Below are 13,851 nucleotides of genomic sequence, written 5' to 3'. Positions count from 1 at the left end.
GAACTCCAAGGCAGCCGCGTTCATCAGGACCGTCACTGCTACACACACCCACGCCACAACGACAACGTGGACAGGGACAACCGGATCCTGGCCGAGGAGCTGCTCTACGCCCGCCTCTGGACGTTCGAAGACCTCGTCAGAGGAAGCTTGCTGACCGGACCGAGAGCCGACACTAACAACGGTGCAGAAGAAGCCGGGGAGACGCGATGACAACGAACGACGAAGACCAACGAGCCATCGCCGGCTCGACGCTCCCAGAACGGACGAACACCGCCACCGCCAACGGGCAGGACCGAGAAATTCGTCGCGCCGCGCTCTTGCTCCGCCTCGCCACCATCGGAAAGCTCAGCCGAAATGGTCACCGGAGGTCTCGTTATTGATCAGCCTGCGGGGTACGACCCGGGCGTACCACGGGTCCTTAGGTAGTTCATGCCGCGGCTCCCGCTCCGCGCGAACAACACGATTCCAACGGCGGCCACCGCGATCGCACAAGTGAACAGCACAGTTGCCAATACGGAGGCGGGAGAAGGGCTGACGGCTTGGCTCGTCAGCATCAGCGTCAAAGCCAGTAGCACCAAGACGGAATCATCATCGGCGAGGGATCGAGCGAAGGATTCCAGACGCACAATATCGGTTGGTGCGATCGAGATGTCGGGCCGCAGTTGCTTCAGCAAGTCGTTGCGCTTATTTCTCGTGAATACTGGAACCGGCGCGGCCATCCTCTTGGCGCGATTGATGCGAGCAATAGCCAGAAAACTGACAAGCAGCGATGCGCCAATGAGCGCAAACACCAAAGCCCACGGGAGGGCCGATTCGCTAGCCCCCAACCTGGCCCGAGCCGGAGTAGGACGCTGGACGAGGAGTCCATCCGGCTTTCGGGAACTTAATGCCGGAAACGGCCCTGGGCGAAACCGGAACTCGAGTCGCGTTGTCAAATTTGCCTACGAGAGTCCCCAGTTCTTCGGCAAGGGATTCAGTCGAACAAGTCGGACGACGCACCGGGACCACCAGTTAGCGATGCACGCGATGAGAACGCAGCCGGCAGCGTCGGGCCGGCCGGTTCTGAAGCCGCTGAGCAGCGAACTTGCGTGATAGAGCGTCCGCGTCCGGAGATCGTGATGACAGTGATTGGTCATGCACACGGCGCTGCTGCGCATACGCTGCGCGGCGTGGGTTCTTACACGGAAGTTGTCTTGTCGTTCGACTTCGCTGCCGATACGCCGGATCATGTTCTCGCCGCGGTTGCGGCCTTGGCAGTCCCTGACTTAAGTGAGGGAGTTACGAGCCTCCCGTCGCCGGTAGTTGGAGCGTGGGACTGGTGGGTCCCAGACTGGCGCGCACGTGGTCATGCCGAGGGCGAGGGCGATCCGTACGAGAACGAGCCGTGGCGACACAACTGGGCGTCGCCGCTTTCTGCCTCGATGACCGTGGGGACGACGCCGCACGGACGCCTTGTGTGGTCGGCTCGCCGCAAGTGGAACCTGGAACTGCAGATTTTCCTTGAAGTCCGGACCGGTCGCTGTGAGCGAAGCCCTGGAGTGGTTCGCACCGTATGTCGACCTGTCGTACGTCGATGAAAAGGCCCTTGTCGGATACGCCGACTACGAACTGGCGCCGAGGCCTCATCTGTTCTGGGTCGACGCCGGACAGTGGATCGTCGAGGACCTCAATCCGAACAACCATTGGGGCTGAATTCGAACACGCTCTAATTGGCATGAGTCCAAAGGACGCGCTGGCGTTCGCTCGTCGCAGAGCGACAGCATTCAGTCGGCGCTAAGCGACAGGAAAGCGGTGGTCGTCCGAGTCGCGTTTCTGCCGCTGGCTCGGTGTCCTCGCTGGTAGCGGTCCCGATTCGAGCGCGGCGTCGATCGGGACGTCATGGCTCCGTCGCGTCAGCAGCCTCCCTGCGCGGTCCGCCCGCCGTCCTGACCGGCAATCCCTTACCGAACTCTGAACCGCACTCGAAATAGAGTCTTCTGCCGAGCCTCTGCTCTGCCATCATGGCCGCCATGGACGCGTACTTGCAGACCGAACGTGTGACGCTGCGCCGGTTCCGGGTCGACGACGCCGACCTGCTGACCGAACTCGACAGTGATCCCGCGGTCATGCGCTACCTGTCCGGTGGCGAGCCGACCGCGCCGGAGTTGGTTCGAGAACGCATCCTGCCGGGCATCCTCGCCGCGTACGACAGGTGGGCCGGCACGCGTGGGCTCTTCGCGGCGTACGAAAAGGCGGGCGGCGCGTTCATTGGATGGTTCTGCCTGCGTCCGGAGCGTGAGGGGCCGCTGGAGGAGGTCGAGCTCGGCTACCGGCTGCGGCAGGCCGCATGGGGTCGTGGCTACGCCACCGAGGTGTCAGCGGCCCTGCTCACGATGGCGTTCACGGACCTTAGAGTGCGCGTGGTGTGGGGCGAGACGATGGCGCTGAACCGCGCGTCCCAGCACGTGATGGAGAAGGTCGGGATGGCAGTCACGCAGAAACTCGCGACGCCCGAGGACATGCTCGCGGTCGAGGGCGCTGAACTCGGCGGCTACCGGTACGAAATCACCAAGGAGCAATGGGAGCGGCGGCGAGTGCTACACCCCTGATGTAGTCGCGGGGCAGTCAAGTCGCCGCCCGGACCAAAGCGACCATGTCGCGAACACCACTGAACGCCACGACGACGCCGACATCGGTGAACGACAGCTACGTGCTGTCGAGTGGATGCCGAGTTCCTCGAGTTCAGTCCCTACTCCACGGGTCAACGGGCGTAACCGAACATGCGAGCTCCGGAGTGACCTGCGCGACGCGACGGACGGCCTGTGGCTCGGCATCGAGGAGGTCCGTGCGGGCCCGCTCGAACGGGTCGCTGGCCTGGTGCGCAGCGACGACTGAGGGGACGCGCCGTCCTGCACTCACGTGGCGGCGGCGTGTCCGACGATCGACTGCATCTCGTGTGCACCGCTCGCCATGAGGTCGCCGAATTCCGCCGTCGGGTTCGCCCCCCACGCGTCGAAAGCTTCGACGAAGACGGCGACGGCGCTTGCGGAAGCCAGACGAGAGGCACGGGCGGAGACTCCCCACTCCCGCATGACCGACGCGATCGCGTCGGCGAGCGCGGCCGACTTCATCAGGTCGCGCTCTTGGAGGTCGACAGAGGAGGCGATCAGCTCGCGGCGCATCGCGGCGTAGGGGGCGAACTGGGCGAGCCCTCGGCCCGCGTCGGCCAGCGCCGCGATCACCGCATCGAACGGCAGTTCACCGCCGGGACTGGCGCGCAACCGATCCACGACCTCGACCTCCAGCTCCTTCGCGCCAGCGAACGGCACCTCCCTCTTGTCCGGGAAGTGGTTGAAGAAGCTGCGTTTCGTGAGACCGGCCTGATCTGCGATGTCCGCGACGGTCACGGCTGCGTACCCGTGCTCCTGAAACAGCGCCATCGCCGCCTGCTGCAGGCGCTCGCGGCCACCCGGTTCCCATCTCGTCACGAAAAGAAGTCTAGATCAGGGTTGCACCCGGTGCAATCACCTGACAGTGTCATTGCACCAAGTGCAATGCCCCTCTCCAGGAGGCTCGGATGCCCAACAACACCGCAGCATGGCTCAACCGGAAGCACGGACGGCTCGAGGTCGCGCCAGCGCCCTACACAACCCCTGGGCCGAACGAGATCGCCGTCCGCAACGCGGCCGTGGCGATCAACTCGCTCGACTGGATCATTCAGGTGGAGGGCAACCTGCTCTACGGGTGGCTCAAGTACCCGATGGTGATCGGCTCGGACGTTGCGGGCGAGGTCGTCGAGATTGGATCCTCCGTCACCCGGTTCCAGGTCGGCGATCGGGTGCTCGGGCACGCGGTCAGCAGCGATCGCGACAGCAACCGCCCGGCCGATGGAGGGTTCCAGCTGTACACCGTCCTGCTCGAGCGGATGGCGTCCCCGATCCCGGACTCGCTGTCCTTCCCGGACGCGGCCACCCTGCCCCTTGCCGTCTCGACAGCAGCGTGCGGGCTCTTCCAGGGCGATCAGCTCGGCCTCGACCATCCGAGGGCGAATGCCAAACCGACCGGGCTCACCGTGCTGGTCTGGGGCGGCTCGACCAGCGTCGGTAGCCAGGCCATCCAGCTCGCTGTGGCCGCCGGCTACGACGTGATCGCGACCGCGTCGCCCCGCAATTTCGACTACGTCCGGTCGCTCGGCGCGGCCGAGGTCTTCGACTACAACGGTCCGACCGTGGAGCGGGACATCATCGCCGCGCTCGCCGACCGCAGGTTCGCAGGCGCAGTCTCCCTCGGCGCGACGGGGGCACCCGCGTGTGTGCGAATCGCGGGGGCCGTGCAGGGCAATCGGTTCGTCTCCATCGCCACCCCGCCCGTGACGTTCGAGACCCTTGCCGATGCCGGACTCGGCGAGCGCGCGCGGTTGACTGCCAAGCTCATCGCCGCGAACATTCGCCTCCAGGTCGCCGCTCGGCGACGGGGAGTGCGGATCAAGTACATCTTCGGCACCTCGCTCAAGCACAACGAGGTCAGCACCGCGATCTACTGCGACTTCCTACCGGCCGCCCTCGCCGACGACCGGTACACGATCGCCCCGAAGGCGACCGTCGTCGCGGACGGCCTCGACAGCATCCAAGCGGCCCTGGACACCCACCGGCGGGGGGTCTCCGCTCAGAAACTCGTCGTCCGGCTGTGACCACGAACGGCACAGAAGCGATCAGGCGGGCAACGCCGAGCGAGAATTGCTCCCTACTGCCGAGCGGGTTGTGCCGGGCGGGTTCGGCACCCGGGGCTTCGCCGTTGCACCTCATCGACGCCCGAGCCGCGCAGGTCGGCGTGACAGGTCGCTCAGGAATGCTTCGAGTTCGCAGAGTGAGGAACGTCCTGACACTTTGGCCGCTCCCCGAGACCTAACGACGACCTCCGGGTCGGGGTCTTGAGGAACTCAACAGTCCACTCCCACACCCGGAGGTCTTCGTTACTTCGACGCGTCTCTCCTCAGCCAACGTCGCTGACCAGTGCAGCTAGGTTGCGTCGACCCGGCCGGTGAACGCGAGGATGGCGTCTGCGAGGGCGGTTGGGGCTTCGAGTGCGACGTAGTGGCCGACCCCGTCGAGCTGAACTGATTCAACGTCGCCAGCAACAACCTGGCTGAGGGTGCCGACCGTGAATGGACCTCCAAAGCCCCCGATTGCCAACGCTGGCACGGTGATGGGGTTGGACTCAGCGAGAGCTTTCAGAGCGTCACCCTCGCCTAGCATCGACTGGTAAAGGCCGATCGATCCGAGCCAGCCGCCCTCGCGGGAGTAGGTGCGGGCAAATTCGGCAATATCCTCATTGGTAATCGAACCGATCACCGCAGTCATCGCGGGGAAGGCCCAGCTCCCGAGGACTTGTTCCTCGCGACCGGTGAAAAGCATCTCGGCGATTCCTGGTGAGACGGGAACGCCGATGTGCCAGGAGCCTCCGTGGGTAACGTCGGCGAAGCCTTCGAGGCCGAAGCCGGCCAAGCCCATCTCGGTTGCGGTGAAGCTTAGAATGTCGTCCGGGTGCGTCGTGGCAAGCTGGAAAGCGGTGCCGCCGGAGATGTCCTGTGCGGCCAGGTGCACAGGGCCGACTCCCAGGGCCGCAATGAGCTCGTGAAGGTCTTCGGCAGCAGTCGCGCTGGTGAACCCGGCCGTTGCCGGGGCCGAGTCGCCGAAGCCGCGCAGATCGACGGCGAACACTCGGTGCGTCGCGGCCAGCAGCGGAATGACCTTGTGAAAGGCCCACCACGACTCCGGGAAACCGTGCACGAGCAGGATCGGAGAACCCTCCGTGCCCGCGGCGACGTAGTGCAGGGTGGTGCCGTTGACGTCGACATAGTGGTGATCGATGCCCGCAAGAGTCGCGGGGGTGGGTGATTTGCTCATCGGGATCCCTCTTCTCGAAGATGCGAGTCAGATTGACAACATGGTTACCATATTACTCATTTGACAACATGGTTGTCAATAGGCTGAGAATCAGATAAGTTGAGATCATGGACACTTCACCGGGAGCGAAATTGGCCAAGCTCCTTCTAGACACCTTCACCGCGATGGTCGGTGACGTCGTGGCGCAGCTCGAGCGCGAGGGGCACCCAGGGGTAACGGCCACCCATGCGTTCGCCCTCGAAGCCATCGATGATGGAGCGCAAAGCGCGTCCGCGCTCGGTAGAAGTCTGGGCGTATCGAGACAGGCAGCAGCGAAAACGATCGCCGCCCTGGAAGAGCTTCATTACGTCAACCGTCATGACGACCCCGCAGATGCTCGTCGCAAGAGACTCGCAGTGACTCCTCGAGGACTCGAAATGATAGCTATTGGAGCCCGGACATTTGACACGCTGCGCTCTCAGGCCGGCGGGCGGGTCGGACTCCGAAAGCTAGAAATTGTCGAGGAAGTCTTGGTGATTCTCGGCTCGCGCTCCTCCTCGAGCCCTTCTGCCCACACGAGAGAAGAGATCCAATGAACAACTGGCCGCGCGAGCCACACTTGCGATTCCGCGCTTGGCGCCACGTAGAGGTGTGCTCGATCGGCGCTGAGCGACAGGTATGCGTTGTTGCCGCGCACCGTGGAGCATCCAGGATTCAGTACCCCATGGCCAAGTAGCATCTCGCCATGGCGAAGCAGCGCGCGATACCGAACGTGTGGGCGGGGATCCTCCGGTTCATCTCCGGTTCGGCCACTGCTATGGCTCAACTTCTCGGGATTGTCGCCGAGGACACGGTCATCCTCGCCGCGAGCGCCTTTGTCGGAGTGAGTGGCCTGGTGCTCATCTCACTTGCCTTGCGTGCGGGTCGCCGAGCCCAGTAGCCCTGCCGCGATACCGAAGACCGCCGGCTTACGCAGCGCGTACTCCGAGGCGACCGTCGCTGAGCGACAGTCAGGATGCGTTGGTGAGCCGTCGAACGAGGTACTGGTTCAGGCTGAGATGCTCCTCGGCGGCCTGTATCGCCAGTTGTCGGTGGAGCTGTTCGCCGACGCGAAGGTTGAACTTGCCCGAATAGGACCGCGAGGACAGTTGCTCCGGGACGGGCTCCCCGCTGTCCCGTGGTCACGACGCTCTGGCAGACCCACCCGGCTGCCCGCCCGCGGTGGGGGCAGTCCGTTGACTCTGGACGTGACCCGCGGAGGCATACTACCAAACGCGCTGCGAGGCTTGTTCTGCGGAGCCCTACACCGTGCACTCCATGGTGTGGAGACTCCTCATCAGAGCCGTTGCTGAGGTGCTGCTCAGGGACTGGGGAGCGAATTCGTCGGTGGGGAAGAAGCGCAGCAGGGACTTCTTCAGGGTTGGCGCGGAACTGACGTAACCCATGGTCCAGTCGGGGAAGTCCCGCTCGTCGATGTCGTGGACGGACATCAGGGACACGTGCGCGTGCCGGTCGTCGACGGCGATCCTGTTGAAGGTGTCGGTCACCCTCTCTCGACTGCCCTCAAGGCATTGGAGGAAGTGGATCTGGTTGAACAGGAGGACTCCGGTCAGGTGGAGGGGACTGTTCTTCGCCCGGGCTTGCTCGAGGAGCTTGACGGCTCCGCCCGGGCCGAGATCACGCACTTCGCTGAAGTAGAGCAGCTGTGTCAGCATCACGCCTCCGATTGTGTCGGTGAGTTCTTCATGGTTCGAATCGTGATTGCTCGCCGTGAGCGACCATCCGCGTGGGTTGGTGCTGGCTCAGAACAGCTCGATGGCAGGGAGGGCGTCGGCGTGCCACGGGCCACCGGTCGCCTCAGCGTGCCTGTCGCGCTGGCGCTCCATGACGTGGGAGTCGCGGAGGTCGTCCACGCTCCGGACCGATTCGCGTACCTCGCACGCGGGGATCTCACCGCGCGTGTACGCGATGACCCGCACGGACTGTTGGCGCATGTCGTCCACCATCGAGGTCACGTGCTCGATCATCTGCCGGCCGATGTCCTGGAACTGGACCTCGCCGACGGCGCCCGACGTCCGACTGGTCAGCTCCGCCGATGTCTGCTCGACCCGTGCGGCGGCCTGCACTGTCTCCCCGAGGATCTCGTTGACGAGCTGAGCCAGGTCGCGCAAGGCGTGGGCGACGTTGGCGTGCTCACGGACGATCGCGTTGTCCTCACCGGCGGGCAGATTGGACAGGTCGATTGCGCCTTCCCCATCAGCGAACTCGTCATCGCCGGCGAGAACTTCACGAAGCACCGCCGCGACCTGGCGGATGCTGGCACCGATGGCCTTGGCCTCCGCATCTGACCGTTCTGAGAGCGCGCGCACCTCGTCGGCGACGATCGCGAAGCCGGCTCCGGCGGCGCCAGCTCGGGCTGCCTCGATCTTCGCGTTGAGAGCCAGGATCTTGGTAGCGCGGGTGACCTCCTCGATCGCGGACACGTGGAGACCCAGTCCACGCACGTCCTCGACGAGGACGCTCAATCGCCGGGCGCGCCGGATATGGGTCCCAGTGAGCCGGTGCACCACGTGCGCGAGCTCCATGTTCGACTCGCTGACCTTGGCGAGCTGGCTCTGGGTGCTGGAGACCGTGGCGGACAGATCGCGCGCCTCGCCGGCCATGACGTCGGACAGTGCGTCGATGCCGGCCATGTGCTCGACCAGGGAGATCGCCGCCTGCTCCGTTTGAGCCACGACGTCGGTGAGCTGAGCGTTGGCCACGTCACAGTACGGGGGCAGCATGGACAGCGCGTCGCTCACCAGGTCAGGGTCCAGGGCGGCCGGCGCGTCTGCCTTGGAGCTCCTGCGCGTCGACCACTTCAGTGCGGACATGGAAGGACTCCGAGAGGTGTTGTTGTCATGGCGGTGCTCAGGCTCCGGGCAGGATCTGCTTGATCACGGTCAGCAGCTGGTCCGGTGCGACCGGTTTAACTAGCCATCCGGTGGCACCCGCCTGCTTGGCCGCGGTGCGCTTGGACTGCTCGGATTCGGTGGTGAGCATAAGGATCGGAGTGAACCGCATCCCCGGCACGCCGCGGGCCTCACGGGCGAAGGTGATGCCGTCCATCACCGGCATGTTGACGTCGCTGATGATCAGGTTGGGCCGCAGCCCAGCGGTCACCTTGCCCAACGCCTCACTGCCATTCCCGGCCGTCTCCACCCGATACCCGGCCTTGGTCAGCACGGACGTCAGGCTCATCAGGATCGTTCGCGAATCGTCGACCAGCATGATCATCGTCATGAGTCACCCCCCGTTTTCATCATCGGCGGCGGGCGAGTGGATGTGAGCCACGGAAAGACATGGGCTGCGAGGAACGGGTCCCGGGGAGCCGCCGATACCTTTGGTCGAAAGCACAGCAGTGCCTGAAAGGCTCCGGTGTGCAGGTGGGTGCACTCGCGCAGGTTCACCGACGCACCCCTGGTGGCGCGAAGCCATGCGACCAGCGGCTCCACCTCATCGACGGTCAGCACGCCGGACAGCGTGGCGACCCGGTCACGCATCTGCAGCGACATGGCTGAACAACTCCTTGGGATTGAGCACGAGCAGAACAAGGCCGTCGCCGAGCAGTGCCGTTCCGGAGAACAGCGGATGATCGGCGAGCATCCCGTCCATCGGCTTGAGGAGTACCTCGACCTCTCGGTGGAACTGCTCCACGAGCAGGCCGACGTGGTGGCTCCCGGCCCGGATCACCAGCACGCGGCGGTCGGCCGCGTCCTCCCGCCCCAGAGCAATGCCAGCGGGCGGGTTGTCCATCCGCAGCGCTGCGGCAAGATCGACCAGCGGTATCACCTCATCGCGCAGCACGACCACGTCCTGGTGCAGCACGCGGTCGACGTCGCTGGCCGGTATCCGCACGGTCTCCACCACTGCGTCGATCGGCACACCGAAGCGTTGTCCGCCCGAGCTGACCACCATGACCTGGGTCACGGCCATCGACAGCGGCATCCGCAGCCGGGCGACGGTCCCGGCGCCTGGCTGTGACCGCACCGTCACCGTGCCGCCGAGCCGTTCGACGCTCGCTCGGACCGCGTCCATGCCCACGCCGCGGCCGGAGACGTCGGAAACTTCGGCGGCCGTGGAGAAGCCGGGTCTAAAGACCAAGTTCACCGCCTCGGCGTCGCTGAGCGACTCCAGCTCCTCTTCGGAGATCACTCCCTTGTGGTAGGCCGCGAGCCGCATCGCGGCCGGGTCGATGCCGGCTCCGTCGTCGGCGACCTCGATGACCACCGCGTCTCCCTCGGAAACCGCGGACAGCCGCACCGTGCCCTGCACGGACTTGCCCGCGGCGAGCCGTTCTGCGGCCGTCTCGAGTCCGTGGTCGACGCAGTTGCGCACCAGGTGCATCAGTGGATCCCCGAGTGCCTCGATCACGTCCTTGTCCGCCATCGTGTCCGCGCCCTCGGTCACCAGACCGACCGACTTGTCCAGGCGCCGACCAAGGTCGCGCACGAGGCGGTCGAACCGGGCGAACGCCACGGACAGGGGCAGCATGCGGATATCCATCACGGCGGCCTGCATTTCCTCGACCAGCCGGTGCTGCACCCCGTACTGATCCTTGAGTCGTCGACTCAGCACCCGGCTGCCGAATTCCTCCTCCGCGGCGTCGGCCAGGAACGCCATGGCGTTCTTCGCGACGTGGAGCTCGCCGACCAGGTCCATCAGCAGGTCGACCTTCTCCTGGTCGACGCGCAACGTGCGGGCACCCAACCGGCCGGACTCGGCACCGCCGTCCGCAGCCGGCTCGTCATCAGCCCGCCGGCCGCGCGCGCTGGCGCGCCGGTCGCCCCCGTCGGTGCGGCGATCGGGCGCCGGGGGCGCGGTCGGATCCGTGTCGACGGACTCGACCGGATCGACGTCTGTGGCCAGCAGCAACCGGATCGCGGCCTCGACGTCCGCCGGACTGGCGTCGGCGGACAGATCGACCTCGCACCCCATGGAGCGCGCGGCCGAGATGACAGACCGGACGACGGACCCCACGCGCGGGTTGATCGGCACCTCCGACTCACCCTGACCTGATCCTTCGTCGCCGGGCCCGGTGCGGTCACCTGTGGTGTCTGAGGCGGCGAGAGTACGGAGTGCGGCCCGCAGCACGGTGTTGGCGTCGTCAACTCGCTCCTGGTCGGCGGGTTCGCGCAGCGGGCGCGCGTCGTCGCGCACGACAGCGGCGTCACCCTGCGCGGTCCGGGTCCCCTCGTCGGATCCGTCGAGCAGCCGACGGAGCCCGTCCGCATCCAACTCGACGATCTCCACCTGCTCCGACACGTAACGGAACAGGTAGCTCAGCTCGCTGACTCCGGCCCGAGTGGCGAGCACGAAACCGAGCACGCTGGCGTACTCGTCGTACTCGTCCGCCGGTGGCCAGGCGGCCGGTTCCACCGGCACCAGCCGGTCCAACCCGGGCACCTGGCTCACCAGGTGCAGCGGGTCCTCACCCTGGAAGAAGCACCGTTCGTCGGGCTCGTAGTGCGCGAAGCGCATCGTCGCCTCGGTCAGCGATAGCCAGCTCGCGGTGGCGTGGAGCCAGTCCTCGCCCAGGGACCACAACCATTGCGGGGCTACATCGGTGGGCGCACTCGTGGTCCGGGCGGAGGCCGCCGGCGCCGCGCCTGAACCGCCGAGAGGCGCGCGCAACCGTGCGATCAGCACGGCCCCCTCGGCGCCCGCGGTGGCCGGCAGCCTCTCGGCCGCGCTCACCTGGCCGAGCCAGGTGCGCACAAGGTCGAAAGCGGCGAACAGGTGGTCGGTCAGGGCAGGTTCGAGGGCGATCTGGCCGGAGCGCACCGCGTCCAGCAGATCCTCGGCGGCGTGCACGAGGCGGGTCAGCTCGGGGAAGTCGAACAAGCCGGAGGAGCCCTTGATGGTGTGGGCGGCCCGAAACACCTCGTTGACGAGGTCGGCGTTGTCCGGGTCGCGTTCCAGCCGGAGCACACCCTGGTCCAGGACGGTCAGCAGTTCGTCGGCCTCGGCGAGGAACTGCGCGAGCAGCGGGTTCACGGGTGCAGGTCCCCGTCCCCATCGCCGTCGTTCGCGGTGAGCATCGTTGCCATCCGCACCAGTCGTGCGCCGTCGACCGGCTTGACCAGGTAAAGGTTGGCCCCCACGGCGTAGGCGAGGTCGGCGTCGCTCTGGCGGTCCTCGGTGCTGATCATCAGGATCGGCGCGGTGGTTGCGACCGTCTCGCCACGCAGCGCCGAGACGCACGCATACCCGTCCATCTTCGGCATGTTGACGTCCACGACGAACAGGTCGAACGCGGTCTGCAGGGCGGCTTCGACCGCGTCCAGACCGTTGACCGCTTCGGCCACCTCGAACCCTGCAGCGCTCAGCAGCTGGCGGTGGTAGAGGCGCACGGTGGCGGCGTCGTCGACGACAAGCACACGGGTGGTCATGAGGTCGCTCCAGAACGCGGTCGCTGGTACGCAAGGCCGGCCGGCAGCCGGCGAGGGGTGAAGATCGGCGAGATCCGGCTCATCGACTCGGAATGGCCGAGGAAGAGGTAGCCACCGGGACGTAGTGCGCCGTACAGGTTCTCGGCCGCGCGCCGGCTGGACAACTCGTCGAAGTAGATGAGCATGTTGCGGCAGAAGATCACGTCGAAATCGACCAGCCCGAGCATCTGCCGCGAGTCGCATACGTTGACGTGCCGGAAGTCGACCGCGGACCGGATGTCCTCGCTGATCTGCCAGTGGTTGTCGTCGACCGCCGTGAAGAACTTTCTCCGCAATGCGGGCGACACCCGATGCAACGAGCGCTCCCCGTAGGTTCCTTGGCGCGCGTGTTCCAGGGCGTTGCTGTCGATGTCCGCCGCGTGGATCTGCACATCGACGTCGTTGATGAGCGGCCACTCCGTAAGCAGCTTCAATGCGATCGAGTACGGCTCCTCCCCGGTCGAGCACGGCATCGACAGGATCCGGACGGGCTCGCCGTTGCGTGCTCGTTCAGCGGCGATCTCAGGCAGCACTGAGGCCAGGAGGTCGTCGAACTGGTAGTCCTCGCGCAGGAAGTAGGTCTCGTTCACGGTGAACCGGTTGACCATCTGTTCGATCAGTTCGGGCCGGGTCCCCATGCGGACCTTGGCGAACCAGGCCGCGAAGCCGTCTTCACCGGACGCCTGGATGCAGGCCTCGACGCGCTTGTCCACGAAGTAGCGCTTCGTGGAGCCGAACTGGATGCCCGTCTGCGCGTAGAAGTACTCACGGAACCGTTCGAAGTTCGCGTCGGTGAGCCCGTCAGTGCGGGCACCCGCCGGGGCCGTGGAGGTCATCGGTTGCCGCCCCCGTTCAACCGGGCGAGCGCGGTGTCGATGACGAAGCGCAGGAACGGATCGCGTCGGAATCGGTCCCGAGTAGCCTCCAGGAGCCCGATGTGTTCGCTGCCGAAGTACGGCTGGAGGGAGTCGATCGCTGTCCCCACCACGTTCGGGTGATCGTCCGAGAGGATCATCTCCACGAGCCAGGCCACCGCGACCGGGGGCTCGAGGTCGGCAAGCAGCATCGCGGTCAGGATGCGGACGTCCGGGTCGGGGTCGACGACGAGGGCGGGAAGCAGGTGCGGCACCGACCCGGGCATGCTCGACAACGCTCCGACCACGGCCGTGCGAAGGCCGGCATCCTCGCTCGTCAGGTGCGCGACCAGCGAGCGAGCCACGGTGAGGTCGTCATGACCGGCGAGCACGGTGAGCACGGCGTCACGGACGGTCGGATCGGTCTCCTCGCCTACTCGCGCCAGCAGCGCGGGCACCGCGGCCGCCGGGTCGGCCGCGTCGAGAGCGAAGGCCGCGCGACGGCGCAGCTCTCGATCGGTCTCGGTCAGTCTCGAGAGAAGTTCGTCAAAGCCGGGTTGAGGCGTCGGCTCGGCGGGCGGTCTGGCCGCATTGGTGGTCCGCATGAGTGCCATGCCGGGGTCCTCTTGTTTCCTTGTCGATGAGTTCGTGGTGCGGAGCGCG

Annotated in this window: 17 protein-coding genes; 5 read left to right on the top strand and 12 right to left on the bottom strand. The window is 66.0% G+C overall.

What is annotated here, in order from left to right; all coding sequences use genetic code 11:
- Positions 1 to 380 precede the first annotated feature (380 nt).
- Complete coding sequence (locus J4E96_RS19300; RefSeq protein WP_227423646.1) at positions 381 to 791, bottom strand: hypothetical protein; 411 nt, start codon at positions 789 to 791, stop codon at positions 381 to 383.
- Between the two features lie 730 nt (positions 792 to 1,521).
- Between J4E96_RS19300 and J4E96_RS19295 the strand changes: the two genes are divergently transcribed.
- The gene (locus J4E96_RS19295; RefSeq protein WP_227423645.1) at positions 1,522 to 1,692 is read left to right on the top strand and encodes a hypothetical protein; all 171 of its coding nucleotides are present in this window, start codon (positions 1,522 to 1,524) and stop codon (positions 1,690 to 1,692) included.
- A 308-nt stretch (positions 1,693 to 2,000) separates the two neighbouring features.
- Positions 2,001 to 2,588: a GNAT family N-acetyltransferase gene (locus tag J4E96_RS19290; protein WP_227423644.1), complete on the top strand. Its 588-nt coding sequence runs from the start codon at positions 2,001 to 2,003 to the stop codon at positions 2,586 to 2,588.
- Between the two features lie 306 nt (positions 2,589 to 2,894).
- Here J4E96_RS19290 and J4E96_RS19285 read toward each other — a convergent pair whose 3' ends face one another.
- Positions 2,895 to 3,467 carry a TetR/AcrR family transcriptional regulator gene (locus J4E96_RS19285; RefSeq protein ID WP_227423643.1) on the bottom strand — a complete coding sequence of 191 codons (573 nt, stop codon included), beginning with the start codon at positions 3,465 to 3,467 and terminating at the stop codon, positions 2,895 to 2,897.
- Between the two features lie 89 nt (positions 3,468 to 3,556).
- On the opposite strand from J4E96_RS19285, the gene J4E96_RS19280 reads away from it, so the two are divergent.
- Positions 3,557 to 4,669: a zinc-binding alcohol dehydrogenase family protein gene (locus J4E96_RS19280; RefSeq protein WP_227423642.1), complete on the top strand. Its 1,113-nt coding sequence runs from the start codon at positions 3,557 to 3,559 to the stop codon at positions 4,667 to 4,669.
- A 328-nt stretch (positions 4,670 to 4,997) separates the two neighbouring features.
- On the opposite strand, the gene J4E96_RS19275 is transcribed toward J4E96_RS19280, so the two are convergent.
- Positions 4,998 to 5,885 carry an alpha/beta fold hydrolase gene (locus J4E96_RS19275; protein WP_227423641.1) on the bottom strand — a complete coding sequence of 296 codons (888 nt, stop codon included), beginning with the start codon at positions 5,883 to 5,885 and terminating at the stop codon, positions 4,998 to 5,000.
- A 107-nt stretch (positions 5,886 to 5,992) separates the two neighbouring features.
- Between J4E96_RS19275 and J4E96_RS19270 the strand changes: the two genes are divergently transcribed.
- Both J4E96_RS19270 and J4E96_RS19265 read left to right on the top strand, forming a co-directional pair.
- The gene (locus tag J4E96_RS19270; RefSeq protein WP_227423640.1) at positions 5,993 to 6,460 is read left to right on the top strand and encodes a MarR family winged helix-turn-helix transcriptional regulator; all 468 of its coding nucleotides are present in this window, start codon (positions 5,993 to 5,995) and stop codon (positions 6,458 to 6,460) included.
- Positions 6,461 to 6,609: 149 nt separating this feature from the next.
- Positions 6,610 to 6,804 (top strand): hypothetical protein, encoded by a 195-nt coding sequence (locus J4E96_RS19265; RefSeq protein ID WP_227423639.1) that lies wholly within the window; start codon positions 6,610 to 6,612, stop codon positions 6,802 to 6,804.
- A 70-nt stretch (positions 6,805 to 6,874) separates the two neighbouring features.
- On the opposite strand, the gene J4E96_RS19260 is transcribed toward J4E96_RS19265, so the two are convergent.
- The 9 genes from J4E96_RS19260 to J4E96_RS19220 all read right to left on the bottom strand — a co-directional run bounded on the left by J4E96_RS19260 (position 6,875) and on the right by J4E96_RS19220 (position 13,802).
- A complete protein-coding gene (locus tag J4E96_RS19260; protein ID WP_227425837.1) occupies positions 6,875 to 7,012 on the bottom strand; it encodes a toxin-antitoxin system HicB family antitoxin in 138 nt (45 codons plus the stop codon).
- Between the two features lie 153 nt (positions 7,013 to 7,165).
- Positions 7,166 to 7,579, bottom strand: coding sequence for a BLUF domain-containing protein (locus J4E96_RS19255; RefSeq protein WP_227423638.1), 414 nt, complete (start codon positions 7,577 to 7,579; stop codon positions 7,166 to 7,168).
- Positions 7,580 to 7,666: 87 nt separating this feature from the next.
- Complete coding sequence (locus tag J4E96_RS19250; RefSeq protein WP_227423637.1) at positions 7,667 to 8,665, bottom strand: methyl-accepting chemotaxis protein; 999 nt, start codon at positions 8,663 to 8,665, stop codon at positions 7,667 to 7,669.
- Positions 8,666 to 8,774: 109 nt separating this feature from the next.
- Positions 8,775 to 9,146, bottom strand: coding sequence for a response regulator (locus J4E96_RS19245; protein ID WP_227423636.1), 372 nt, complete (start codon positions 9,144 to 9,146; stop codon positions 8,775 to 8,777).
- On the bottom strand, positions 9,143 to 9,418 hold the full coding sequence (locus J4E96_RS19240) for a hypothetical protein (protein WP_227423635.1): 276 nt from the start codon (positions 9,416 to 9,418) through the stop codon (positions 9,143 to 9,145). Before J4E96_RS19240 ends, J4E96_RS19245 begins: the two co-directional genes overlap by 4 nt.
- On the bottom strand, positions 9,399 to 11,900 hold the full coding sequence (locus J4E96_RS19235) for a chemotaxis protein CheA (RefSeq protein ID WP_227423634.1): 2,502 nt from the start codon (positions 11,898 to 11,900) through the stop codon (positions 9,399 to 9,401). Before J4E96_RS19235 ends, J4E96_RS19240 begins: the two co-directional genes overlap by 20 nt.
- Complete coding sequence (locus J4E96_RS19230; protein ID WP_227423633.1) at positions 11,897 to 12,295, bottom strand: response regulator; 399 nt, start codon at positions 12,293 to 12,295, stop codon at positions 11,897 to 11,899. Before J4E96_RS19230 ends, J4E96_RS19235 begins: the two co-directional genes overlap by 4 nt.
- The gene (locus tag J4E96_RS19225) at positions 12,292 to 13,170 is read right to left on the bottom strand and encodes a CheR family methyltransferase (RefSeq protein WP_227423632.1); all 879 of its coding nucleotides are present in this window, start codon (positions 13,168 to 13,170) and stop codon (positions 12,292 to 12,294) included. The genes J4E96_RS19230 and J4E96_RS19225 overlap by 4 nt, the downstream gene beginning before the upstream one ends.
- Positions 13,167 to 13,802 (bottom strand): HEAT repeat domain-containing protein, encoded by a 636-nt coding sequence (locus J4E96_RS19220; protein WP_227423631.1) that lies wholly within the window; start codon positions 13,800 to 13,802, stop codon positions 13,167 to 13,169. Before J4E96_RS19220 ends, J4E96_RS19225 begins: the two co-directional genes overlap by 4 nt.
- Positions 13,803 to 13,851 lie beyond the last annotated feature (49 nt).

Source organism: Pengzhenrongella sicca, assembly GCF_017569225.1.
Taxonomy (GTDB): Bacteria; Actinomycetota; Actinomycetes; order Actinomycetales; family Cellulomonadaceae; genus Pengzhenrongella; species Pengzhenrongella sicca.
Note: the sequence above shows the minus strand (reverse complement) of the source record. Positions and strands in the feature narration are given on the sequence as shown.